This is a genomic window from Thiospirochaeta perfilievii, from assembly GCF_008329945.1.
GTDB classification, from domain to species: Bacteria; Spirochaetota; Spirochaetia; order DSM-2461; family DSM-2461; genus Thiospirochaeta; species Thiospirochaeta perfilievii.
The window spans coordinates 2,860,416-2,885,768 of sequence record NZ_CP035807.1 but is presented as its reverse complement, the minus strand read 5'-3'; the positions used below and the strand labels follow the sequence as shown (position 1 = coordinate 2,885,768).

Sequence of the window (25,353 nt, the reverse complement as noted above, 5' to 3'; positions counted from 1 at the left end):
GCAATTTCTATTTAAGTCCCCAATAACTTTTGAATGAAACATAATATCTCTTTTACTATTAACTTTTATAATTTAAAGCAACAAACTAAATCTATATCTTCCATTAAATATTTAAAAACAACATCGTATATAGGATTTGCAATTCTCATAACACCCTCCAAAGGTTAATTTAATAATAACCTATTATCTACATAGCATCAATTTGTCAGAAGTTGCATGAAACAAAGTAAAAATCTAAAGATTATGAAAGGATAAAAAAGCCATTTTTATTGTATCTAGTGATATTACTAGTTTTAAAGGATTATCCTTTAAAGGTATAAAACCATATCTTATGTAAAATTCTTTAGATTTCTCATTTAATGCATCTACTACAATGAATTTTAATGCCACATCTTCCGATATTCTTATGGCTCTAAGAAATGAGTCTCTAAGTAAATATGCTCCTATTCTTTTTCCTTGTACTCCCTTAGAAACTGCTAATTTCCCAATTCTCATTGAAGGGATTGGATATTTAGGTAAACTTTTTTTAATGTCGTCTGTTAGTTCATGAAAATATACTTGAACCATGCTAACTGTGTAATACCCCAAAGGGAAATTATGTTCTTCTCCTACAGCAACAAAGGTTTTACCTATATTTTTTTTATCATTTGCTATGGAATATTGACTAAGATAAACATTTAATTCATTTATTCCACAATCAAATTGTTTTAATTCTAATTTTTTAGAAATTGGAATAATCTTAATATTTAAGGTCATTCTTATTTTAACCGAAATAGATTTTTAAGATTATCATTAGGGGTGGGTGGATCTGTTAGTAGAGAATAAAATAAATCCCTATCACTATCTGATGCGTGTAGGGATTCAACCTCTTCAATATCTTTTTGGCAGATTCTATAATTTTATTTAAGATATAAGACGTTAATGTTTGTCCTTTGATTATCGCTGTATAGTGGTCTAATTAATCAAACAGGCATATAGCATAATTAAATTCACACCCGCCATTAAGCTGCTATTAATTTAACCTTACCATAATATATATCTTCAGGGAATTCATCATCTAAAGATTGATGTCTTCGTCTATTATTATAGTACTCAAAATAATTAGTTAGATGCCTTTTTGCATCTCTAATATCTCTATAATCCTTAAGATATACATCTTCCTGTTTAACTGATCTCCATAACCTTTCAACAAATACATTATCTAGAGCTCTACCTTTACCATCCATACTGATTTTAATTTCATGATCTTTAAGTAGATCTGTAAATTCTTTGCTTGTATATTGAGACCCTTGATCTGTGTTAAATATTTCAGGAGTACCATATTTAGCTATAGCTTCAACTACTACAGATTTACAAAAGCCAACATCCATTGTATTTGATAGTTTCCATGTCAGAACCTTTCTACTATACCAGTCAATAACAGCCGTAAGGTATACAAAACCACCTGAAAGCGGAATATATGTAATATCTGTAGACCATACATGATTAGGTCTCTCTATCCGTAAATTTCTAAGCAGATATGGATAGATTTTGTGCTCTGAATCAGGTACTGAAAGGTTTTTCTTGGGATATATAGCACTTATACACATTTCTCTCATCAACCTACGAGCTCTAAGTCTACCTAGTTTTATACCATGAGTCTTAGAGATTTCTTTACTCATTCTTCTACTACCCATACAAGGATTCTCTTGATATAAAGCATCAATAAGACGCATTATCATAAGATCTTCTTTGGACTTCGTTCTAGGGGTATAGTATATCCTTGAGCGATTAATATTAAGTAGATCACACTGTTTTGAAAGTGATAATTTTTCATCTTTAGAGACCATAGGCACCTTCAATCGATGTTCAACTTTTTCAAGTTTTTTTTTAAGAAATTGATCTCTATAGTTTGTTGTCCTATTAAACTCTGGAGGTCTTCCTTTTCAGTTTCTAATTCTTCTACTTTCTTCTTATCTACATCATCTTTTTGAAAAACTGATTCTGCATTCTGTAAGAATTCCCTCTTCCATTGCCTAACTTGCTGAGGATGAATTTCATAATTACTAGCTATTTCACTTACTGTAATTTCTTCTTTGATAGCTTCTAAGGCTACTTTTAACTTAAATGCACTATCATGCTTTTTTCTTCTACCCATATTATCTCCTATTATACATTTATATATACAGGAGTGAATTTAATTTTTAGAATATGCTGTTTAAAAAAGTTAGACCGTTATACTGCTTTTTCTATTAGATTCTTGGAATCAAGATCAGTTCTAAATTCAATTCTAGTTGTCTTTAAATTCATATAAACCTCTTAATTGATAATACCATCATGTACGGACAATGTACACATGCATATCATAGGATTTTTAGGATTAGCAAACTTCATAAACCCTCTAAAGGTTAATTTAATAATAACCTATTATCTACATAGCTTCAATTTGTAGAAAATATAACTAAAGTCCCAAAAAAACAAATTTATTTACTCATACGTTAAGTTCAAATATCAAGAAATGAAATTGCAAGGATTATATATAACGAAAGAGGTCGTAAGCAAAGCTTACTGCTCGGCTACGCTTCGCTTCGAACAACTATCGTTGTTTGGCTTGGCCACCCTTACAATTCCTTTCGCGGTAGTTATCAATTGTAAAATACAAAATTTATATATATTAAAAATCCCGAAGAATTTATAGAAAAGATTCTAGTCATCAGTCTCTATATTTTTAATCTCTTCTAGGGATAAGCCTGTTAAATCACTTATGTCCTCAACGGAATGTCCCTTAGCTATCATGTTTTTAGCAACTTTTGTAATTCCCTTTTTTTCACCTCTAATTTCACCTCTAATTTCACCTCTAATTTCACCTTTTTTTTCTGCCGTAGTAATCATGTTTCTTTCGTCCATTTCCTTTAGGGCTATATAATCGTATACTTCCAGTTCTTTTTTATTCCAGGCGCTTTGTTTAGCAATCTCAAAGGCTTCTAATAGTTCCCTATTTTCATTAAATTCAGGTGGGATAATGTCCAGAGAACCAGCGTTCTTAATAAAAAATAACCATTTATCTAGAATAGTTTTACAGTCACTTAATTCCTTATTAAATTTTGTAAGCTCTATAAATGCAAACTCAAAATCTGCAATCTCCTGAACCAAGGTTTCTTTATTTAGAATTAAATGTCTTGAAGTATAATTATCCCCAGAGAACATATTAAAATTAAGGATTCCAATAAAGTAGACCTTTTGTAAGGTACTATAATCTTTCCCTTTATTAATCTGCCCTACATAGGCCTTAGAGGTATAATACAAACTTCTTTTAGCAAAATCCCCTAAATCCTTATTCTGCATTTCTACTATAAAATGTTCCCCATCCCTGTTTACTGCTTTTACATCTAAAATGGTTTGTTTCAATTCTTCTATCTTAGGAACCTGATAAGGGTTAGCTAGGCTAACAGATACTATCTCCTTACCATCTTTAAAATCTAAAATGGAATTTAATAAAGATATTAAAATCTCAGTTTTATTCTCATCTCCAAATATTTTTTAAAAGCTACATCATTTTTAGGATTAGCAAACTTCATAAACCCTCCAAAGGTTAATTCAATAATAACCTATTATCTACATAGCATCAATTTGTAGGAAAATTAATATTATTTATAGCTTTCTTTTCTATGTAAAACTCTACCTACAAAGATCACATTATCTACGATATCAAAAAGAACTCTATAATTACCAATTCTATATCTAAATGCTGGTTCAAAATTAGTTAATTTCCTAACATTTGAAACATCTGGGTAATCTCCTAATTTAAGAATCATTTTTTTTATTTTAGTAGCATGTTTACTATCTATCTTTGATAAATCTTTTATAGCGCTTTTACGTATTCTAATTTCCATTTTGAATGTATTGGTCAAATGAAATAGAGTCTTCTTTTCTAGTTGCTCTAAGCATATTTAGATCTTCCATATCTTCTGTCGAAACTATCTCCAATCCATCATTTTTAAAATGATCCAACAACCAAGTCACTTTATCTACCAATTTATCATTATCAATATTTATGGTAATAGATTTCATTATTAACCTCTCTAATTAATATTAACATATTTACAGAGTATTAAATATCTTTAATCTCTTCTATAGTCAAACCTGTCAATTCACTAATGTTCTCTACAGTTAATCCTTTAATAAACATGTTGTTAACCATGATTCTAAAGAAATAATTTTTTGCCCTATAATAGTTGAAATTAGAAGTTTGCAACCTCTATATCTTCCATTAAATATTTAAATGCTACATAATTTTTAGGAGTAGCAAACTTCATAAACCCTCCAAAGGCTACTTTAATATTAACCTATTATTCATATAGCATCAATTTGTAGGAAATTGCTTAAATTTAGTTAAAAATCCAAACCATACTACAAAAAAATCAAATAAAACTACTCATACGTTAAGTATAAATATTAAGAAAAGAAATTACAAGAATTATAAACAAAGATTCTAGTCATCAGCCTTAATATTTTTAATCTCTTCTAGAGATAAGCCTGTTAAATCACTTATGGCCTCTACAGACAATCCTTTAGATTCCATATTTTTTATCATTTTATTTTTTTCTGCTTTATTTTTAGCTTTCTCTTTTTTTACTCCTATTCCAATTCCCTTATCAACACCTATTCCAACTCCTATATCAATCCCTTCCTGTTTTTCTTGTTCAAGCTGTAGTTTTTGTTTTAAATAGAAATCCTGGGTTAGTTTTATATGTTCCTCTTCCGATTCGATGTATTTTATATCATCATCTGTCAGTTTGTCCCGCCTTAGTCTTTTAATTACCTCTGAGAAAACTTTGTCATTGGTAAATTCTGTAAAGTCATTTACATTATTATTATCATCCTTAGTCTTTGTTGCAAAATCGAACCATCTTTTATACTTTTTGTTACTTCTGTTACTTTCAAGGTTAGAGGCTATATTTTTTTGGAACATAAAAACAAGTTTGTTTTCTGCTAAGAAATTTACATCTTTAAACTGATTATCTGTTAATTGAACTATCTCTTTTCGTCTTTTAGCTATCTCGTAAATATCGGGATTTAGCCATAAATGTTCATCTCTAACAAAATTTATTAAATCTTGATGGTTTAAACTAAACTCTGCATAATCCCCACTAAAATTTAAATTATCATCTACCATCCAAATTAGGGTATAAACTGGCTCCACTAAACTATAATTCTTTTGTTTTACTTTCCCCTTACTTACCAAAGGATCACTAATAACATATTTATCCTTTAGGCTATGGTAAAGATAAAACCTTCTAATTACATCTGGCTTATACCACTGCTGCATATCTATAATTATGTACTTTCCATTAATTTTACACCTGTAATCAAATTCAACTATAGCCGCATCATCAGTTATTCTATGCTTATCCCCTAACTGTTCTATCTCTTCAATCTTTGCCTCTAAAAAATCCTCTAGAAATTGTTTTGCTATAGTATTATCGCTAAATACCTTCCTAAAGAATCTATCATAATTTAATGGTGCTAAATACTTCATACTCTCTCCAATAGCTATTCTATAATAACCTATTATCTACATAGCATCAATTTACTAGAAATATGCTAATTTTATTAAAAAATATATTTAATTCCCCAACAAAACTATAAATCTAGTCCAAATGTTTCAATATCTTCTATCCTTAAATTCTGGGGGAACAATATCTAGGGTTTCTGCATTCTTAATAAAAAATATCCATTTATCTAATACAGACACACATTCAGTTAATCCCTTATTAAATTTTGTAAGCTCTATAAAGGCAAACTCAAAATCTGCAATCTCTTGAACCAAGGTTTCTTTATTTAAAATTAAATGTCTTGAGGTATAATTATCCCCAGAGAACATATTAAAATTAAGGATTCCGATAAAATAAACCTTTTGTAAGTTAATGTAATCTTCACCACGATGTACCTGGTCGTAAGCAAGCTTACTGCTCGGCGTGCAACCGGCCTGATTTACATAGGCTTTAGAGGTATAATACAAACTTCTTTTAGCAAAATCCCCTAAATCCTTATTCTGCATTTCTACTATAAAATGTTCTCCATCCCTATTTACTGCTTTTACATCTAAAATTGTTTGTTTTAATTCTTCTATCTTTGGAACCTGATAGGGGTTAGCTAGACTAACAGATACTATTTCTTTTCCATCTGTAAAGTCTAAAATGGAATTTAATAAAGATATTAATATCTCTGACTTATTCTCATCTCCAAAGATCTTCTTAAAAGCTACATCATTTTTAGGATTAGCATGTTTTACATAATACACAAGTCATCTATTTTCTTCTTGTTTTATAATCATTTTGTATTTGATATAGATCCATTTTTTATGAAAACTGGTTTGATTGCCAGTGAAAAATATGCCATAATTGAAGAATTGTCATCTGAAACAATAAGATAAGTTCTTGTTTTATTTTTCTTTTGGAAGGTTATGCTTATATTATGTAAAAAATTTTCAACATCATTATTCTTTTTGCATGAAAAAGTTGATAAATATTGTTTTATTCTAAATTCTGCATTTTCTTTTATTTTCTTTAAAGATATTGTATCTTTGCTATAAGATTCTATTGATTGGTTATTTATCAATATTTCATAACTATTTTTATATAGAATTTTTTGACTATCTATATCAAATTGTTTTGATATTTCATCTATAGAAAAATCCTCTAATAATTTTTTAGAGGTAATAGAGAAAAATTTCTATCTATTTTCATCAAAAATTATTAAGAATAGAAGTAACGGTTGAAGGTTTTATCTTTTTAGTTATTATTTCTTTATTATTACTAAGAATTTTATCTATCCGAGACTTATTAGTTCTGCTTAATTTATCAATAGCTTTTGATTCGCTAATTACAATTGTTCTCGTAAAAGATTTTGTAGCCATAATAGTCTCCTTTATACATATTATATATCATTAAATAACAAATTACAACTTTTGTATATTTTTTTAAAGAGGATTAATTATCTTTGCAACTATACCCACCATAATTCTTAATAAAAAATAATAATTTACCAAAAAACTATAAATCTAGTCCAAATGTTTCAATATCTTCTATAGACATGCCTGTATAATCACTTATTTCCTCTACAGTTAATCCTTTAGACTTCATATTATTTATCATTTTATATTTTTCTGCTATATTTTTAGCTCTTTCCTTTAGTTGCCCTTTTTTTTCTGCCGTAGTAATCATGTTTCTTTCGTCCATTTCCTTTAGGGCTATATAATCGTAAACTTCTAACTCTTTTTTATCCCAAGCGCTTTGTTTTGCTATTTCAAAGGCTTCTAGTATGACACTATCCTTAAATTCAGGTGGAACAATATCTAGGGTTTCTGCATTCTTAATAAAATAGATCCATTTATCTAATACAGAAGTACATTCAGTTAATCCTTTATTAAACTTAGTTAGCTCTATAAATGCAAACTCAAAATCTGCAATCTCTTGAACAAAGGTTTCTTTATTTAAAATTAAATGTCTTGAGGTATAATTATCCCCAGAGAACATATTAAAATTAAGGATTCCGATAAAGTAAACCTTCTGCAAATTAATATAGTCTTCCCCTCTATTAATCTGACTAACATAAGCCTTAGAGGTATAGTACAAACTTCTTTTAGCAAAATCCCCTAAATCCTTATTTTGCATTTCTACTATAAAATGTTCTCCATCCCTGTTTACTGCTTTTACATCTAAAATTGTTTGTTTTAACTCTTCTATTTTTGGAACCTGATAGGGATTAGCTAGACTAACAGATACTATTTCTTTTCCATCTTTAAAATCTAATATGGAATTTAATAAAGATATTAAAATCTCAGTTTTATTTTCATCTCCAAATATCTTTTTAAAAGCTACATCATTCTTAGGATTAGCAAACTTCATACACCCTCCAAAGGCTACTTTAATATTAACCTATTATTCATATAGCATCAATTTGTAGGAAATTGCTTAAATTTAGTTAAAAATCCAAACCATACTACAAAAAAATCAAATAAAACTACTCATACGTTAAGTATAAATATTAAGAAAAGAAATTACAAGAATTATAAACAAAGATTCTAGTCATCAGCCTTAATATTTTTAATCTCTTCTAGAGATAAGCCTGTTAAATCACTTATGGCCTCTACAGACAATCCTTTAGATTCCATATTTTTTATCATTTTATTTTTTTCTGCTTTATTTTTAGCTTTCTCTTTTTTTACTCCTATTCCAATTCCCTTATCAACACCTATTCCAACTCCTATATAAATCCCTTCCTGTTCCCTTTCATCAAGCTGTAGTTTTTGTTTTAAATAGAAATCCTGGGTTAGTTTTATATGTTCCTCTTCCGATTCTATATATTTTATATCATCATCTGTTAGTTTATCCCTTCTTAGTCTTTTAATTACCTCTGAGAAAACTTTGTCCTTGGTAAATTCTGTAAAATCATTTACATTATTATTATCATCCTTAGTTTTTGTTGCAAAATCGAACCATCTTTTATACTTTTTGCTACTTCTGTTACTTTCAAGGTTAGAGGCTATATTTTTTTGGAACATAAAAACAAGTTTGTTTCCCATAGTAATAATCATCTTCTCTAATTTTGCTAAAGGTTTGTATTCCAATTGGTAGCTTTTTCATCTTAGTAAATCTTCTTTAATTTTTTCTAATTCAATCCTAATCTTATTCAATTCTGAATTGCATACATCAAATACAGTCTCTGCATCTATATCAAAATAGTGGTGGCTTATGATATCCCTCATACCCATAACTCTTTTCCATGGGATATTTGTATAATTAATAAACAATTTCTTTTCAGATATTTTATCGATATTCTTTAAACTCTCACCAATACCAATGAGTGCCATACAAATAGAATCCAGTTTTTCTAAACCAGCTTCATCAGCTAAAAAATAATCTGGGTTAGTAACAGGTTTAAACCGATATTCAATTCTTGATATCGCCTGTAGTATTTGATTTATTACTTCTACGACTAATAATTTATCATACATAAACTGCTTCTGCCTGTATTCTTTTTTTGAGAAACGGATTCATATGTTCTCGAATTCTAATAATATCTATATTTCGATGATAAACATCTTCTAAATCCTGCTTTATGGCAACTAAGTTATACATTTTAGGACTACTTAATTCTACAACAATATCTATATCGCTACAATTAGAATAATCACCTCTGGCAAAAGAACCAAAAAAACCTATTTTTTTTATCCCGAATTCATTTTTATGTTCATTATAATACTGTTTTAACAAATCAATTTCATTCATAATGATATTATACATTTTAATCGGGCAAAAAAAAGAGACTATAGCCTCTAAAAAGTCCTCTAGAAATTGTTTTGCAATATTAAATGCCTTAGAAGTATAATACATCATTCTTAGGATTAGTAAACTTCAATAACCTATTATCTACATAGCAAGGATTATAAACAACAAAAGAGGCCATAAGCCTCTTTCTATTCTCTTCCCCAGTCATCATCGAACCTGACTATATCATCTTCTCCAAAGTAAGAACCAATTTGGGTTTCAATTATACAAAGTGGTACTTGTCCCAAATTCTCTAACCTATGTTTTGCACCTGCGGGAATGTAGGTTGTTTCGTTCCTACTTAAATTCATTATTTTATCATCAACTGTTACCCTAGCTAGTCCCTCAACTACTGTCCAGTGTTCCTGTCTTTTATGGTGTAACTGTAAACTTAGTTTTTTACCTGGTGTAACCATTAGTTTCTTAACTTTAAAATTAACTTCATCCTGTAGTACTGTATAAGAGCCTGGTCGTAAGCGAAGCTTACTGCTCGGCCATGCATCCTGCCACCAAGGTCTTTTAACTGTAATATGTGAATCTAGTAGTACTGAATTTTCTTTCTGAAGGGTACTAACTACTTCCTTAACCTTTTGGCTACTTCCCCTTTTAGAAATAAGTAAAGCATCCTCGGTGTCAATAACTAGTAGATCGGAAACATCAACAAGTGCTACTTTCCTATCGGACATTATTAGATTCTCTGTACTATCTACAAGTATAGGCTCTACACTACCTAATATAGCATTCTCTTTAGCTGGATTATACATCTCTGTATAAACTGAATCGAAGGATCCTAGATCTGACCAACCAATATCTGCTGGGACTACTTTAACAATCGAACTTTTCTCCATTACAGCATAGTCTATATGGGCGAATCCTTGCAGAGCAAGGTCGGGCTTTTCAGGGCTACGCTTCGCTTCGAACAACTGTCGTTGTTTGCTTCGCACCCTTACAATCCCTTTCGCGGTAGTTATATAGTGTATAATACAGAATTTATTATGATTTAAAAATTCCTTGTTAATTTTTTTATCTATTCCCATACATTTCTTGGTCGTATATTTGGTAGTATCCACTAGCTAACTTAATTAACACATTTTTGCTTATCAAGGTACCACTTAAATGTTTTTTTAATAATAATTTTGAAAAAATTAACTCTTATTCTTTTTCAATTAGTTTTATTAGTTCTTCATCAAAATCTGAAATGTATAGCCTGTCTTGAATAACCCTGAATTTATCGTATTCTGCCTCTGCTTTTATTTTTGCTTCCAATGCAGATACCTTCCCTTTATCCAAAAGTATGGGATAATCTGAAAGTGCTAGGAATTTATCTAGAAACAGTACCCAATCTTTCATGTTAGTAACGATATTCCGACGGGCTCTGTTTTCTGCAAGATCAAGATAGGCTGAAACTATTCTTTCAAGTTCTTTAAGATGCTCTTGATTAAGGTAGTTCTTGGCAATGACAACATCTGATTTTAAGATTTTTCCACTGGGTGAATTCTTCCAGCTTTTTAAGCCCATGTATATTTTTTGGGCATCAGCTTCTGAATAAATTATCTCAGCAGCAGTTTTACCCTGTATAGCCCAATGCATTTTGTTTTGAACTGTTGCAAAAAAATCCTTTGTAGTATCGTCATTTTTATCATAATCCGCAGAAAGGGCATAGATATCGGTTATTTTCTGATAAAGTCTCCGTTCACTAAGACGGATTTCTCGGATTCGTTCTAAAAGCTCATCGAAATAATCCTTACCAAAATGTTTTATCTGCTTAAGCCGTTCATCATCCATTGCAAAACCTTTGATGATGTATTCATGAAGAATTTCTGTAGCCCATTTTCTAAATTCGATAGCACGATGACTATTTACCCGATAACCTACGGCAGTTATGGCTCGAAGATTATAATACATGACCTCTTTTTCCTGGGTTTTACTATCGATGGCACCATGTCGAGTGGTTAGTGCAAATTTTGCACATACCACTTTCTCATCCAATTCACCTTCAGCAAAGATTTTTTTTAGATGTTTAGATATTACGGTTCTGTCTTTCTGAAATAACTCTGCAATGAGTTTCTGACTTAACCACAGGGTCTCATTATATAGATAAACATCTATATTAACCTTTCCATCTTTGGTTTGAAATAAAACAAAGTTAGAAAATTTCTCCGGAATAGTATTAGAAATCATTAATCATCCTATTGCTATCTTTAAAATCTAAAATGGAATTTAATAAGGATATTAAAATCTCTGACTTATTCTCATCTCCAAATATCTTCTTAAAAGCTACATCATTCCTAGGATTTGCAATTCTCATAATACCCTCCAAAGGCTAATTTAATAATAACCTATTATCTACATAGCATCAATTTGTAGAAAATTGCTTAAATTTAATTAAAAATCCAAACCATACTACAAAAAAATCAAATAAAACTACTCATACGTTAAGTATAAATAACAAGAAATGAATTTGCAACAATTATAAACAACGAAAGAGACCATAAGCCTCTTTCTATACTAATTTCTATTCCAGTCATCATCGAACCTGACGATATCATCTTCTCCAAAGTAGGAGCCAATCTGTGTTTCAATAATACAAAGTGGTACTTGTCCCAAATTCTCCAACCTATGTTTTGCACCTGCTGGAATATAGGTTGTTTCATTCCTACTTAAATTCATTACTTTATCATCAACTGTTACCCTAGCTAATCCCTCAACTACTGTCCAGTGTTCCTGTCTTTTATGGTGTAACTGTAAACTTAGTTTTTTACCTTTAGAACTTGCTTCATCCTGTAATTTATTATATGGGCGAATCCTTGCAGAGCAAGGTCGGGCTTTTCAGGGCTACGCTTCGCTTCGAACAACTGTCGTTGTTTGGCTTCGCCACCCTTACAATCCCTTTCACGGTAGTTATCAATTGTATAATACAAAATTTATATATATTAAAAATCCCGAAGAATTTAAAGAAAAGATTCTACAGATTATAATAACCTTTAGAATCTATTCTTTAGCTAGTTATTCAACAAAACTTAGTTCATCTTTATTAAACTTATATTTAAATCCACACTTACAAACCAAACTATCATCTAATTTCTCACCACAGGCGCATACCCAGCCCTTATGTCTTGCTGGATTTCCATATACCATGGAGAAATCCTTAACATCCTTAGTAACTGTAGAACCTGCTCCTACTAAAGAATATTTACCTAGGGTTACTCCACAAACTATAGTGGCATTAGCTCCTATGGATGCTCCTTCTTTTACTCTAGTTTCCTTATACTCATGTTTTCTTTCTACAAAGGCTCTAGGATTAATTACATTAGTAAAAACACAGGATGGTCCACAAAATACATTATCTTCTAGTATAACATCATCGTAAACAGAAACATTATTTTGTATTTTAACTCCATTTCCAATAACTGCTTTACTACCAATATTTACATTTTGTCCAATAGCGCATTTTTTTCCAATAATAGCTTTAGGCATAATATGGCTAAAATGCCATATTTTTGTTCCTTCCCCTATTTCTGCACCTTCATCAACATAGCTAGATTCATGTACAAAATAATTATTTTCCATAAAATGCCTTTATAGTATTACATACCAAATCAATTTCTTCTGTTGTTAAAAATGGATGCATTGGTAAAGATAATACTCTAGCTGATATTTTTTCTGTTACAGGATTAGAAACCTTAGCTTCATTTCTGTATACATCCTGTTGGCTTAATGGTATTGGATAATGTACTGATGTAGGAATATCATTTTGTTTTAAATAATCAGCAAGTTCATCCCTTTTCTCTACCATTATAGTATACTGAGCCCAAACGGAGTTGTTTTCTACTAAAACTTCTGGTGTTCCAACTATACCCTTTAGTCTTTTAGTATATTCACTAGCTACTTTGTTCCTAAGGACTATTTCATCTTCGAAATGTGAAAGTTTTACATCTAATATTGCTGCTTGAATAGTATCTAATCTACCATTAAATCCAACAACAGAATGATGATATCTTTTTACTTGACCATGATTTAAAATTATTCTCATTTTATTAGCTAGTTCATCATTGTTAGTAAAAACAGCTCCACCATCACCATAACAACCAAGGGGTTTAGCTGGGAAAAAACTTGTTGTTGAACAATCTGCTATTGAACACGATTTTCTTCCTTTACTTTCTGCTCCAAAGGATTGTGCTCCATCTTCAATAACTTTAATCCCATGCTTATGAGCAATTTCAATTATTTCATCTAAATCAGCCATTTGTCCAAATATTGATACTGGAATTACTGCTTTAGTTTTATCTGTAATTGCATTCTCAAATGCTTTTGGTGACATATTATATGTTATTGGATCAACATCTACAAAAACTGGAGTAGCTCCTGCAAAACTTACCATTTCTGCTGTAGCTATAAAGGTAAAATCTGGAACAATCACTTCATCTCCAACACCTATTCCCCATGCCATTAATGGTAAAACTAGTGCATCTGTACCACTAGCACATCCAATAGCATGTTTTATCCCTGTATATTTAGCTAAATTCTTCTCAAATTCAGTTAATGCAGGCCCTTTAATAAAACTGGTTGTATCAATTACACCCTGAATAGCCTTATCTATTTCAGTCTTATATAAATCGTATTGTTTCTTTAAATCGCAGAATTCCATAACTTTAATAACTCCTTAACTATTTTATCCCCACTATTTCCATCACCATACAAGTCTGGATGAGCCTGAGGCGGTACAAAATTACTTATTGCATCTAAAATATCATTATATTCTGATCCAACTATTTTATTCCAACCAGCTTCAACTGTTTCAACCCACTCTGTTTGATCCCTTAGGGTAACGCATGGTTTATTAAAAAAATATGCTTCTTTTTGAACTCCACCAGAATCTGTTACTATCATATTAGCCTTTGCTTCCAGTTCTAACATGTCAAAATATCCAACTGGGTCAATAAGCATTATATTTTTATTAAAAGTAAGTCCGTACATATCTAGATATTTTTTTGTTCTTGGATGGAGCGGAAGAACACCATTTTTACCACAGTCATTTAATGCTCTAACAATATTAGTAAGTCTTTCTTTTGAATCTGTATTTTCTGCTCTGTGAATAGTTGCTAAAAAGAAATCTTCAGGTAATTTAGGTAGTAAGGAGTTAGTGTTTTCTAGGGTTCTATAAAAAATAGATGCGTCAAACATTACATCACCTGTTAAGGAAACACCTTTTGTTATGCCTTCTCTTTTAAGGTTATCAATTGCTGTTTGTGTAGGACATAGTAATAGAGTAGAAACATGGTCTGATAATATTCTATTTTGTTCCTCAGGCATTGCCATATTATAACTTCTTAGTCCTGCTTCAATATGTACTACAGGTATTAATATTTTAGATGCGGCTAAAGCCCCTGCTAGGGTTGAATTAGTATCCCCATATATTAATAAAGCATCTGGTTTTTGCTCTAATAATACTTCCTCTATTTTTTGCAGCATTAAACCTGTCATTTTACCATGACTTCCTGAACCAACCTCAAGGTTAAGATCCGGTTTAGGGATTTTCATCTCGTCAAAGAAAATATCTGACATATTAGCATCGTAGTGCTGTCCTGTATGTACTAAATATTCTGTTATTTCGTTACTATATTTTTCTTTAATTAAACGACTAATTACTGCAGCCTTTACAAATTGGGGTCTTGCCCCAATGATTGTTACTATTTTCTTCATTACAGTTTATATACCTTATCAGATGCATCCTTAACCATATTTCTTAAATCTACTACCAGCTTAGATTTAGAAACTATTTCATCTGCATTAAAGCATTTGTGGTTTGTTGTAAATACAACACAATCTACAGAAGATAGTAATTCATCTGTTAATTCAGAATTATTATAAACTACATCTTTAGGTGTTTTGCATGTATCTACATATGGGTCGTGGTATAGAATCTCTCCACCTTTTCCTGCAATTTCATCTATTAGTTTTAAAGCAGGAGATTCTCTTGCATCATCAATATTTGGTTTATATGCAACACCCATAAATAGGATTTTTGACCCATTTATAGATTTTTTATGTCTATTTAATGCTGATGCTATTTTTATTGACATTCTGTGTGGCATCATATTATCGATATGTCCCGCTGTTTCTATCATTTTTAAGTCGAAATTGAAGTTTTTAGCAATAAATTCTAGGTAAAATGGATCTAGAGGGATACAGTGTCCACCAATACCAGGACCTGGATAAAAGGCTTGGAATCCAAATGGTTTTGTTTTTGCAGCTTCTATTACTTCCCAAATATTTATATCCATTTTCCCAGAGAGTAGAGCTAACTCATTAATTAAAGAGATATTAATTAATCTATAGGTGTTCTCTAATATTTTAACCATCTCAGCTACCCTTGGGCTAGAAACTGGGTGTAAATGTTTAATTGCCTTTCCATATATTCCCATTGCTATTTTCATCCCATCTTCCGATAGAGTTCCCACAACCTTTGGGGTATTTTCTGTTTTAAATGTATGGTTACCTGGATCAATTCTCTCTGGGGAGAAACATAACCAGAAATCATCACCCTCTGTTAACCCAGACTCTTCCTCAATTATAGGCTTCATGAAATTTTCTGTGGTTGTAGGATAAGTTGTACTTTCTAAAGAAACAAAAGTTCCCTTTTTCATGTACTTACCTATATCTCTACAAGCAGACTCTATGTATTTCATATCAGGCTTTTTAAATTTATCTAGGGGTGTTGGAACACACATTATTACTGCATCACACTCCTTAATTCTTGAGAAATCTGATGTTGCAGATAATTTTTTACTATTTACAGCATTTTTTAACTCATCTTCAGTAATATCACCAATATAGTTCTTACAATTATTAACATTTTCGGCTTTATTTGGATTTTTTTCGAAGCCAAGAACATTAACACCTTTATTAGCCATTAATACAGCCAGGGGTAAACCAACATAACCTAGACCAAGAATACCTACAACCTCTGTATTATTCTCAATCTTTTTCATTATTGTATCAAAACTATTCACCAAAAACTCCTTTCATCTCTGTTGTAGCAAAATCTATTGGTAATTCAACAGGTTTTCCTTCTTTCTGAGATTTATATATTGCTAATATTATTTCTAATGCTTTTTTAGATTCAGCTCCATTTGTTAATGGCTCCCTGTTATTATCTAAAGCATCGATAAAATCTGCAAATAGTGCGCCATGCCCTTTTCCATAAACTGAATCAGGATCCTTTGCATTTGGATCAATTACCTTATCCTCAGTATCCCCTACTTTATCAGAATCCGCTAATCTCCAGGTTTCAAATTTATTTACAGCGAGTCCTCCAATTACAACTGTTCCATCAGTTCCAAATAAACTTAAACTCTCGTTTAAATTCTTAGGGTAAACATTTGCAGTTCCCTCAACTATACCAACAGAACCATCTGCAAACTCTAATATTGCACAACCAAAATCCTCGGCCTCTATAGGTCTTTGAAACCTTCTTGTTACTCCATGAACCTTAACTACGTCTGAATTATTCATCCACTGTAATAAGTCAATTCCATGGGTACACTGATTCATAAGGGTTCCACCGTCTATATCCCAGGTTCCTCTCCAATCTGCTTGACTATAATAATCTATATTTCTATTCCATCTAACCTGTACACTACTATGTAATAATTTCCCTAATCTACCTTTTTCAAATGCTTCTCTAGTTTTTACTATTGGTCCATTAAATCTATTCTGGAAACAAACTGCTAACTTTAATCCATTTTTCTTAGCACATTCAATCATATCATCTGCATCTTTAGTACTTAATGCCATTGGTTTCTCAACTATTACATTAACCCCAGCATTTAAACAATCAATGGTTATATCCCGATGGGTTCCAGATTCTGTAGCTATTGTAACAAAATCTAAATCAACTGAAGATAACATCTCCTTATAAGATGTAAAACATTTAACATCACTTCCAGAAACAACAGAACTATACTGTTTAACCCTATCATTCATTTTATCCATAGAAGGATCACATAAAGCTACAACATCTACCCTATCCTTAACACTAATAAACCCTTCTATATGTTTATAACTTATTCTACCACATCCAATAATTGCTACTTTATATTTCATTTTTTAGCTCCTACCTATTCCCATACATTGCTTGATAATATTTCTGATAATCACCACTAGCTACTTCATTAACCCAATCTTGATTATCTAGGTACCACTTAATCGTTTTTCTAATACCTACAGTAAAAGGAGTTTCTGGGTAGAACCCAAGTTCCTTAACTGTCTTAGTTGGGTCTATTGCGTATCGCGCATCGTGTCCAAGTCTGTCGGCTACATACTTAATTAAGTTATAACTACATTCATTATAGCTAACTTTTACAAAGGAAGAGTATTCTGGTTTAACTTTTTCACCCTCAAAAACTAATTCTCTAACAATATCTATGGTCTTTTTAACTATATTTATATTTAATTCTTCGTTAAATCCTCCAATATTATATGCTTCACCTAAAGTACCACCATTAATTACCATGTCTATTCCTTTACAGTGGTCTTCTACATACAACCAGTCTCGAACCTGTTTTCCATCTCCATAAACCGGTAAAGATTTTCCTTCTAGTATGTTTTTAATTATTAGAGGTATTAGTTTTTCTGGAAAGTGATATGGACCATAGTTATTACTACATCTGGTTACATTTACAGGGAAATGATAGGTTTCAGCATAGGCTCTAACCAACATATCAGCAGCAGTTTTACTTGTTGCATAAGGGGATCTTGGTTTTAGAGATGTTTCTTCTGTAAAGAATTCTTTACCAAAGGCCTTTGGCATATCTTCTCTACCCTTCAATACTTCTTTTAAAGCATCATTTGTAACTTCAAGTACTTTTCCCTCTGGAATGTCCCTATCTAAATGCCCATAAACCTCATCTGTGGAGACCTGTAAAAACTTTTTACCTTCTAAGAATGTGGGATAACCATTTGAATCTTTTCCTGTAGTCCAATTAGCTTTTGCTACATCCATTAGGGTTTGAGTACCTAGTATATTTGTTTTTAAAAAGATTCCTGGGTCTTCAATGCTTCTATCTACATGACTCTCAGCTGCAAAGTTTACAACCGTATCTATATTATGAGACATAAAAATATTCTCAATTAACTCTTTATTGCAAATATCACCTTTATAAAAGGATACTCTACTATCAGATAATTCTTCTTTAATTGTTCCTAAGTTCCCTGCATAGGTTAATTTATCTAAGATAATAACCATACAGTCACTATGTATTTTTAAAATATATTTTACAAAGTTGGCTCCTATAAAACCTGCTCCACCTGTTACTAAATAAGTCATAATTATAAATACTCCTTTAAAAATCTATCTATTCCACTTTGCCAGCTAGGTATTTTCTTGCTTATAACGGCTTCAAGTTTACTGCTGTCTAATTTAGTATATTCCGATCTTTTTGCAGGTAAATTAAAATCTGCTGTTTTTGCTATACCTAATGTACCATTCCAACCAATTGAATCCAAGACATACTTTGCTTGGTCATATTTTGAACACTCATCGCCATTACTTAAATGGTATAGCCCATACTTACCTGTACAAATTAAAGCCCACGAATATTCTGCTAAATCCCATGAATAGGTTGCGGATGATTTTTGGTCATCCACTATATTCAAAATATCCTTATTCTTTGACCAGTTTATAACTTGTTTATTAAAGTTGTTATTACCCATACCAAAAACCCAGGATGTTCTAATTACAAAACTTCTAGAATATAAATCTAAAACACCCTTCTCTCCCTGAGCTTTACTATCTGCATAAACACTAATTGGGCTAACTGTATCCGTTTCTACATAAGGCGAACCCTTAGTTCCATCGAATACAAAATCGGTGGAATAGTTAACATAAATTGCTCCAATTTCTGAAGCTACTTTAGCAAGTAAAACTGGTGCATCCCTATTTAATAAAAAAGCCTTATCGGGCTCTGATTCTGCTTTATCTACATCGTTATATGCTGCACAGTTAATAATATGAGAAATAACACGCTTAGAAACAAATTCTCTAACAGCACTTAAAGATGTAATATCCAATTCTAAATAATCTGTAGCTACAAATTTTACGCCTAAACCTGTAAATAATTTCTGGAAATCCTGACCTAGTTGGCCATTAGCTCCTGTTAGTAGAACCATTACAACCCTTCCTTAAATTTTGAAAAGCTTTGTAGAACTAAATCTTTATCTGAAAAAGATAGACCATCTGTTAATGGCCATTCAATTGCTAAATCAGCATCATTCCAAATTATTCCACTATCATTTTTAGGGTCATACTCATGGGTACATTTATATAAAAAATGAGTATTATCTTCTAGTGTTACAAACCCATGTCCAAAACCAGGAGGGATATAAAACATTATATTATTTTCTGAAGATAATTCTATTCCAAACCACTTACCAAAGGTCGCAGAACCAGGTCTTAAATCAACCGCTACATCCCAAACAGCTCCTGCTAAGCATCTAACAAGTTTACCCTGGGCTGAAGCTCCTTTTTGTAAATGAACTCCCCTTAGAACTCCTTTACAACTAAAGGAATGATTATCTTGTACAAATTCCTCAGTAATTCCTTCTTTGACAAAGTCACTTTTTTTATAGGTTTCTAAAAAAAAACCTCTGCCATCTGCAAATACCCTTGGTTCTATAATAACTAAACCTTCAATTTCTGTTCTTTTAAAATTAAAAGGCATGTTGTCCCTCATTAATTTGTCTTTCTATATATTTACCATAATTATTCTTTTTATACTTAGAAGCTAAAACCATTAATTGTTCTTTACTAATATAACCCATTCTATAGGCGATCTCTTCTATACAGGCTATCTTTAACCCCTGTCTTTCTTCTATTAATTTTACATAGTTTGAAGCTTCTAATAATGAATCATGGGTTCCTGTATCTAACCAAGCATAACCCCTACCCATTAATTCTACTGCTAATTTTCCTTTTCTTAAATATTCCTGATTAACAGATGTTATCTCAATTTCTCCCCTATGGGAAGGTTTTACATTTTTAGCTATCTCAACTACAGAATTATCGTAGAAATATAACCCTACAACCGCATAATTAGACTTAGGTTCCAAAGGTTTTTCTTCTAAACTGACCGCTTTACCTGCCTTATCAAATTCAACTACCCCATACCTCTCTGGATCATTTACATAATAACCAAAAACTGTTGCTCCACTTTCTTGTTTAGCAGCTTTTTGGACTAGTGAAGTAAAACCATGTCCATAAAAGATATTATCTCCTAAAACCAAACAAACACTATCAGAACCAATAAAATCCTCACCAATAATAAAAGCTTCAGCCAACCCATTAGGTGCATCCTGAATTGCATAATTTAATGATATTCCTAAATCAGCACCTGTTCCCAATAAATTCTCGAACCTACTAGTATCTTCAGGAGTAGATATAATTAATATGTCCTTAATCCCTGCCAACATAAGTGTTGACAATGGGTAATAAATCATTGGTTTATCGTAAACTGGCAATAACTGTTTACAAATTGTTTCTGTTGCTGGATACAACCTAGTACCGCTACCACCTGCTAGTATTATTCCTTTCATTTATTTTCCTTGTATATTAGTTATTAAATTTGCGATAGAATTAAATTTTAAATAATTTTTTTCATAAAATATTGAACTATTTTTCCTAAACTCAATTATTCTATCTTTTTTTCCTACAAATGATTCAAATGATTTTGATATTTCTTCTATATTTGATGGAGACACAGTAACTCCTAAGCTATTTATTTTAATTATTTTAGATACTTCTCCATTCAAAATCCCTAAAATAGGCTTTCCTGCACAAAGATAACCTTGGAATTTGGCAGGAATATACATATTTAATAAGGGGTCATCTGCTAATGACACTATCATCACATCAGACATTTCTAAAAAAGAATTCATTTCACTTTGTGGCTTTCGACCCCATAATATGATTTTATCTGTTTTTGAATTATCTATAATTTGTTTTAATTTTGTGTAAGAAACTCCATCTCCAACAATATTTAAAGTAGCATCTAGTCCATCATCAACTGCTTTTAAAAATCCTAAACATACATTTTCTAGATTCTGTGCAGTCCCTAAATTCCCTAAGAATGTAAACTGTAATTTTTCATTTGATGATTTTAATTTAGCTATTTTGATAACATCATTTTCTAAAGGATACCATTGTGGAATATATTTTATTTCTCTAGAATAATATGTTTTAACTATTGAAATAAAACCTGGGCATGACACAAATACTTTATCAAAATTTTTATATAATTTTTTTAAGTATGTTTTCAATAATAAATTACTAAGAAAAGTTTTTTTAATTCCATAGGCGTAAATGGCATCAGGCCAAATATCTTGAGTCCAAATATAACATTTTTTTTTGTATATTTTTTTAAAGACCATAGATGAATGAGCCATTGTGGCAGGGCCTGTGTGATAAAAAAAGACCTTATCGATATTTTTAGCTAAATTAAAGGCTTTCTTCCAAGTAAAAAAAGCAAATAATAAATAACCCCCAATTTTTTTTACAGTGCTTTTATTGTAACCTAAGAATGTTTTTACTCTATGAATCTTAATCCCTTTATAATAATCAATAGTATCAATATTAGTATATCCATCATAAATTTTATCAAAAGGATAACTTGGTATTTGAGTCAAAACTTCTACAATATAGTTGTTTTTTTCAAACTCTAGAACAAGATCATTAATTAAAAATTCTTCAGGATAAAATCTTTCTGTTACAATTAATAATCTTTCTTTTCCATACTATCCTGTTGACATAGTCAGTATATGATAAAATTATTCTTAAAACTTTTTCTGAAACATTGGGCATGCTATAATCAGCGACGTGTCTCAAAGTATTATCTTGTTGCAAATCTAAGATTGCTAGACCCTGCATAATTCTATCTTTATTTAGACCTATCATCATAACAGATGCTTCTTCCATAGCCTCAGGCCTCTCATGGGCTTGTCTAATATTCAGGGCAGGGAAACCTAGTATTGATGATTCCTCACTAATTGTACCGCTATCGCTTAAAACGGCTTTTGCATTCTTTTGTAGTTTAACATAATCGTTAAAGCCAAGGGGTTTTAATAATTGAACATTTTTATGAAATTCTATATTTTTTGAATTTATCATATTTCTAGTTCTAGGGTGTGTAGATACAATAACTGGTAAATCATATTTTTCAGAAATCGCGTTAAGGGATTCAACTAGCTCCATAAAATTCTGTTCAGAACTTATATTTTCTTCTCTATGTGCAGATACAACAAAATATTTCTTATTCTGTAGATTTAACGTCTTTAATATTTCAGAATTATCAATATCTTTCTTTTTTGAATTAAGAACTTCAAACATAGGACTACCTGTTTTAATTATTCTATCTGCAGGTAAGCCTTCTCTTAATAAATATTCCCTAGCAATATCACTATACGTCATATTAATATCTGCAGTATGATCTACTATTTTTCTATTTGTCTCTTCTGGAACTCTCTGATCAAAACACCTATTCCCTGCTTCCATGTGAAAAATTGGAATTTTTCTTCTTTTAGCAGCTATTGCACAGAGACAACTATTTGTGTCACCAAGAACTAAGAAAGAATCTGGTTTTTCTGATTCTAAAATAGGGTCTATTTTAATTAAAATATTACCAACTGTCTCTATTGCTGTTCCAGTAGCAGCATTTAGAAAATGATCTGGTTTTCTTAGGTTTAAATCCTTAAAGAAAACTTCATTTAATTCATAATCATAATTTTGACCAGTATGAACTAAAATATGCTCAACTGCTTCTGAATTATCTAAGATATTTAGAACAGCAGAGAGTCTTATAATTTCTGGTCTTGTTCCAACTACTGTCATTACTTTTAATTTCTTCATTTTACACCTCTAAAAAATATGTATCAGGTTTTTCAGGATTAAAGCATTCATTAGCCCACATTACAGTAACTAAATCTGTATCTCCAATATTCTCGATATTATGTGTATATCCTGTAGGGATATCTATGACTCTTAAATTATCACCAGTTACTAGGTATTCAATAATCTCTTTGCTATCAAGTGCTCTAAATTTAATTGAAGCTTTTCCACTTACAACTAAAAATTTCTCATTTTTAGTATGATGCCAATGGTTTCCCTTGGTTATTCCAGGTTTTGCTACATTTACAGACACTTGGCCTCTGTCACCAGTTCTTAAGAATTCAGTAAATGAACCCCTTGAGTCTACATTCATTTTTAGATTATATCCAAAATCATCCTGTGGAAGAAAGCTTAAATAAGTAGCATATAATTTATTTTCCAGTTCATCTAAGGTATTAATAACTGATAAATTATTTCTTGAATCTTTAAAGGATTTAATCAGCTCAGCTAAGCGACCTAATGTAATTTTATATACAACGGGTATTATGGAATATTGATCTTCTTTTACAGTTATTCCTGAAAGAGTTTTAATAAATTCAGTAACAACATCATCAATATAAACTAAGGAAAGCTCGACTTTTGGATCATTAATTTGAATATCTTGATTTCTTACTATTTTATAACAAAAGGTTGCTACAACTGTATTGTAATTTGGTCTACTCCATTTGCCAAAAACATTTGGTAACCTATAAACATATACATTACTTCCTGTTTTTTCCCCATATTCAAAAATAACATCTTCACCTGCTTTCTTACTTTTTCCATAGGGATTATCTGAAGTAGCCTGTATTGAAGATGTTATTAGTACAGGAATTTGTCTTCTTTGTTTTTCCAATAACTCTAAAAGGTCTGTAGTAAATCCATAGTTCCCTTTCATAAACTCATCTTGATTTTCTGGTCTATTTACCCCAGCTAAATGAAACACGAAATCACATTTATTGGTAAAATCTTCCAATTCTGTAAAAGAAGTATCTATATCGTATTCGAAAATACTGCTATAACCTTTATTTCTAAGTTCTGATATTAAGTTTTTCCCTATAAAACCCTTAGCACCTGTAACTAAAATATTCATTATTTTACACCAAACTCTTTAAGTTCATCCTGAATTTCATGCAAGCCTTTTAACATATCAATCATTTCTTTTCGATCTAATCTATGGGTATTATGGGAATGATACTCTTCTGCTTCAGTTATAACTTCTTCTCCGTCTTCGAAGAATTTATTATAATTTAAATCTCTATCATCAACAGGAACTTTATAATAATCTCCTAAATCCTCTGATTTAGCACTTTCCTCTTTTGTAAGTAGTACTTCATAGAGTTTTTCACCATGTCTTGTACCAATAATATTTATTTTATGGTCTGGTTTTCCTACCATTTCAGTTACTGATTCTGCTAAGTTTTTAATAGTAGATGCTGGTGACTTTTGAACAAATAAATCTCCATTTCTACCGTTATTAAATGCAAAAAGCACTAAGTCCACTGCTTGATCTAAACTCATCATAAATCTTGTCATATTTGGATCGGTAATTGTTAAAGGGCTCCCTGCTTTAATTTGCTCTAAAAATAATGGAATTACTGAACCTCTAGAGGCCATAACATTCCCATATCTGGTAACACAGATGGTCATTCCTTTGCCTCCAATATTCCTAGCTTTTGCAAGAGCTACTTTTTCCATCATTGCCTTAGAGATCCCCATAGCATTTATAGGATAGGCTGCTTTATCTGTACTTAAACATACAACTCTTTTTACACCAGATTCTATTGCTGTGTTTAAAACATTATCTGTACCAAAAACATTAGTTTTTACTGCCTGCATTGGATAAAACTCACAGGAAGGAACTTGTTTTAATGCTGCTGCATGAAAGATAAAATCAACTCCCCTCATAACATCAACTAAAGACTCTTTATCCCTAACATCACCAATATAGAACTTTAACTTAGGATTATTATACTTCTTTCGCATATCATCCTGTTTCTTCTCATCCCTAGAAAAAATTCTTATCTCTTTAATATCCGTATCAAGAAATCTTCTTAAAACAGCATTACCAAACGAACCTGTACCACCTGTAATTAGTAAAACATTATTCTTAAACATATAGTC

Annotated in this window: 30 protein-coding genes; all 30 read right to left on the bottom strand. The window is 31.0% G+C overall.

Annotation, left to right across the window (positions count from 1 at the left end):
• Positions 1-234: 234 nt before the first annotated feature.
• A complete protein-coding gene (locus tag EW093_RS13300; protein WP_149568883.1) occupies positions 235-756 on the bottom strand; it encodes a GNAT family protein in 522 nt (173 codons plus the stop codon).
• A gap of 2 nt (positions 757-758) precedes the next feature.
• Positions 759-875 (bottom strand): type II toxin -antitoxin system TacA 1-like antitoxin, encoded by a 117-nt coding sequence (locus EW093_RS18135; protein ID WP_425473405.1) that lies wholly within the window; start codon positions 873-875, stop codon positions 759-761.
• A gap of 126 nt (positions 876-1,001) precedes the next feature.
• Entirely contained in the window at positions 1,002-1,829 is an 828-nt protein-coding gene (locus EW093_RS13290; RefSeq protein WP_149567444.1) for an IS3 family transposase, read from the bottom strand.
• Between the two features lie 8 nt (positions 1,830-1,837).
• Entirely contained in the window at positions 1,838-2,137 is a 300-nt protein-coding gene (locus EW093_RS13285; RefSeq protein WP_149568881.1) for a transposase, read from the bottom strand.
• A 548-nt stretch (positions 2,138-2,685) separates the two neighbouring features.
• Complete coding sequence (locus EW093_RS13280) at positions 2,686-3,516, bottom strand: Rpn family recombination-promoting nuclease/putative transposase (protein ID WP_149568880.1); 831 nt, start codon at positions 3,514-3,516, stop codon at positions 2,686-2,688.
• Positions 3,517-3,626: 110 nt separating this feature from the next.
• A complete protein-coding gene (locus EW093_RS13275; RefSeq protein WP_149568879.1) occupies positions 3,627-3,872 on the bottom strand; it encodes a type II toxin-antitoxin system RelE family toxin in 246 nt (81 codons plus the stop codon).
• Positions 3,862-4,050: a hypothetical protein gene (locus tag EW093_RS13270; RefSeq protein WP_149568878.1), complete on the bottom strand. Its 189-nt coding sequence runs from the start codon at positions 4,048-4,050 to the stop codon at positions 3,862-3,864. Before EW093_RS13270 ends, EW093_RS13275 begins: the two co-directional genes overlap by 11 nt.
• 421 nt (positions 4,051-4,471) lie before the next feature.
• On the bottom strand, positions 4,472-5,518 hold the full coding sequence (locus tag EW093_RS13265; protein WP_149568877.1) for a hypothetical protein: 1,047 nt from the start codon (positions 5,516-5,518) through the stop codon (positions 4,472-4,474).
• 126 nt (positions 5,519-5,644) lie between these two features.
• Positions 5,645-6,283 (bottom strand): Rpn family recombination-promoting nuclease/putative transposase, encoded by a 639-nt coding sequence (locus EW093_RS13260; protein WP_149568876.1) that lies wholly within the window; start codon positions 6,281-6,283, stop codon positions 5,645-5,647.
• 751 nt (positions 6,284-7,034) lie between these two features.
• A complete protein-coding gene (locus EW093_RS13255) occupies positions 7,035-7,889 on the bottom strand; it encodes an Rpn family recombination-promoting nuclease/putative transposase (protein WP_149568875.1) in 855 nt (284 codons plus the stop codon).
• 176 nt (positions 7,890-8,065) lie between these two features.
• On the bottom strand, positions 8,066-8,611 hold the full coding sequence (locus EW093_RS13250; protein WP_187759713.1) for a hypothetical protein: 546 nt from the start codon (positions 8,609-8,611) through the stop codon (positions 8,066-8,068).
• A 12-nt stretch (positions 8,612-8,623) separates the two neighbouring features.
• A complete protein-coding gene (locus tag EW093_RS13245) occupies positions 8,624-8,998 on the bottom strand; it encodes a HepT-like ribonuclease domain-containing protein (RefSeq protein ID WP_149568873.1) in 375 nt (124 codons plus the stop codon).
• On the bottom strand, positions 8,991-9,272 hold the full coding sequence (locus EW093_RS13240) for a nucleotidyltransferase family protein (protein ID WP_149568872.1): 282 nt from the start codon (positions 9,270-9,272) through the stop codon (positions 8,991-8,993). The genes EW093_RS13245 and EW093_RS13240 overlap by 8 nt, the downstream gene beginning before the upstream one ends.
• Positions 9,273-9,460: 188 nt before the next feature.
• Complete coding sequence (locus tag EW093_RS13235; protein WP_223111607.1) at positions 9,461-10,159, bottom strand: cupin domain-containing protein; 699 nt, start codon at positions 10,157-10,159, stop codon at positions 9,461-9,463.
• A 304-nt stretch (positions 10,160-10,463) separates the two neighbouring features.
• A complete protein-coding gene (locus EW093_RS13230) occupies positions 10,464-11,492 on the bottom strand; it encodes a virulence RhuM family protein (protein WP_149568870.1) in 1,029 nt (342 codons plus the stop codon).
• Positions 11,482-11,619: a PD-(D/E)XK nuclease family transposase gene (locus EW093_RS13225; RefSeq protein WP_149568869.1), complete on the bottom strand. Its 138-nt coding sequence runs from the start codon at positions 11,617-11,619 to the stop codon at positions 11,482-11,484. The genes EW093_RS13230 and EW093_RS13225 overlap by 11 nt, the downstream gene beginning before the upstream one ends.
• Before the next feature lie 200 nt (positions 11,620-11,819).
• On the bottom strand, positions 11,820-12,116 hold the full coding sequence (locus EW093_RS13220) for a phosphomannose isomerase type II C-terminal cupin domain (protein ID WP_149568868.1): 297 nt from the start codon (positions 12,114-12,116) through the stop codon (positions 11,820-11,822).
• Between the two features lie 201 nt (positions 12,117-12,317).
• A complete protein-coding gene (locus EW093_RS13215; RefSeq protein ID WP_149568867.1) occupies positions 12,318-12,881 on the bottom strand; it encodes an acyltransferase in 564 nt (187 codons plus the stop codon).
• Complete coding sequence (locus EW093_RS13210) at positions 12,871-13,959, bottom strand: DegT/DnrJ/EryC1/StrS family aminotransferase (RefSeq protein WP_149568866.1); 1,089 nt, start codon at positions 13,957-13,959, stop codon at positions 12,871-12,873. The genes EW093_RS13215 and EW093_RS13210 overlap by 11 nt, the downstream gene beginning before the upstream one ends.
• Positions 13,941-15,014 carry a non-hydrolyzing UDP-N-acetylglucosamine 2-epimerase gene (gene wecB, locus EW093_RS13205; RefSeq protein WP_149568865.1) on the bottom strand — a complete coding sequence of 358 codons (1,074 nt, stop codon included), beginning with the start codon at positions 15,012-15,014 and terminating at the stop codon, positions 13,941-13,943. The genes EW093_RS13210 and wecB (EW093_RS13205) overlap by 19 nt, the downstream gene beginning before the upstream one ends.
• Positions 15,014-16,324: a nucleotide sugar dehydrogenase gene (locus EW093_RS13200; RefSeq protein WP_149568864.1), complete on the bottom strand. Its 1,311-nt coding sequence runs from the start codon at positions 16,322-16,324 to the stop codon at positions 15,014-15,016. The genes wecB (EW093_RS13205) and EW093_RS13200 overlap by 1 nt, the downstream gene beginning before the upstream one ends.
• The gene (locus EW093_RS13195) at positions 16,317-17,417 is read right to left on the bottom strand and encodes a Gfo/Idh/MocA family protein (protein ID WP_149568863.1); all 1,101 of its coding nucleotides are present in this window, start codon (positions 17,415-17,417) and stop codon (positions 16,317-16,319) included. Before EW093_RS13195 ends, EW093_RS13200 begins: the two co-directional genes overlap by 8 nt.
• A gap of 10 nt (positions 17,418-17,427) precedes the next feature.
• A complete protein-coding gene (locus EW093_RS13190; protein WP_223111606.1) occupies positions 17,428-18,639 on the bottom strand; it encodes a dTDP-glucose 4,6-dehydratase in 1,212 nt (403 codons plus the stop codon).
• Positions 18,640-18,641: 2 nt separating this feature from the next.
• Positions 18,642-19,481: a dTDP-4-dehydrorhamnose reductase gene (gene rfbD / locus EW093_RS13185; RefSeq protein ID WP_149568861.1), complete on the bottom strand. Its 840-nt coding sequence runs from the start codon at positions 19,479-19,481 to the stop codon at positions 18,642-18,644.
• A complete protein-coding gene (rfbC, locus tag EW093_RS13180) occupies positions 19,481-20,032 on the bottom strand; it encodes a dTDP-4-dehydrorhamnose 3,5-epimerase (protein WP_149568860.1) in 552 nt (183 codons plus the stop codon). The genes rfbD and rfbC overlap by 1 nt, the downstream gene beginning before the upstream one ends.
• Entirely contained in the window at positions 20,022-20,903 is an 882-nt protein-coding gene (rfbA, locus tag EW093_RS13175) for a glucose-1-phosphate thymidylyltransferase RfbA (protein ID WP_149568859.1), read from the bottom strand. Before rfbA ends, rfbC begins: the two co-directional genes overlap by 11 nt.
• A complete protein-coding gene (locus EW093_RS13170) occupies positions 20,904-21,992 on the bottom strand; it encodes a glycosyltransferase family 4 protein (RefSeq protein WP_149568858.1) in 1,089 nt (362 codons plus the stop codon). It lies immediately after the preceding gene.
• A gap of 61 nt (positions 21,993-22,053) precedes the next feature.
• On the bottom strand, positions 22,054-23,211 hold the full coding sequence (gene wecB, locus EW093_RS13165; RefSeq protein WP_149568857.1) for a non-hydrolyzing UDP-N-acetylglucosamine 2-epimerase: 1,158 nt from the start codon (positions 23,209-23,211) through the stop codon (positions 22,054-22,056).
• Between the two features lies 1 nt (position 23,212).
• Positions 23,213-24,322 (bottom strand): polysaccharide biosynthesis C-terminal domain-containing protein, encoded by a 1,110-nt coding sequence (locus EW093_RS13160; RefSeq protein WP_149568856.1) that lies wholly within the window; start codon positions 24,320-24,322, stop codon positions 23,213-23,215.
• Complete coding sequence (locus EW093_RS13155; RefSeq protein WP_149568855.1) at positions 24,322-25,347, bottom strand: polysaccharide biosynthesis protein; 1,026 nt, start codon at positions 25,345-25,347, stop codon at positions 24,322-24,324. The genes EW093_RS13160 and EW093_RS13155 overlap by 1 nt, the downstream gene beginning before the upstream one ends.
• Positions 25,348-25,353 lie beyond the last annotated feature (6 nt).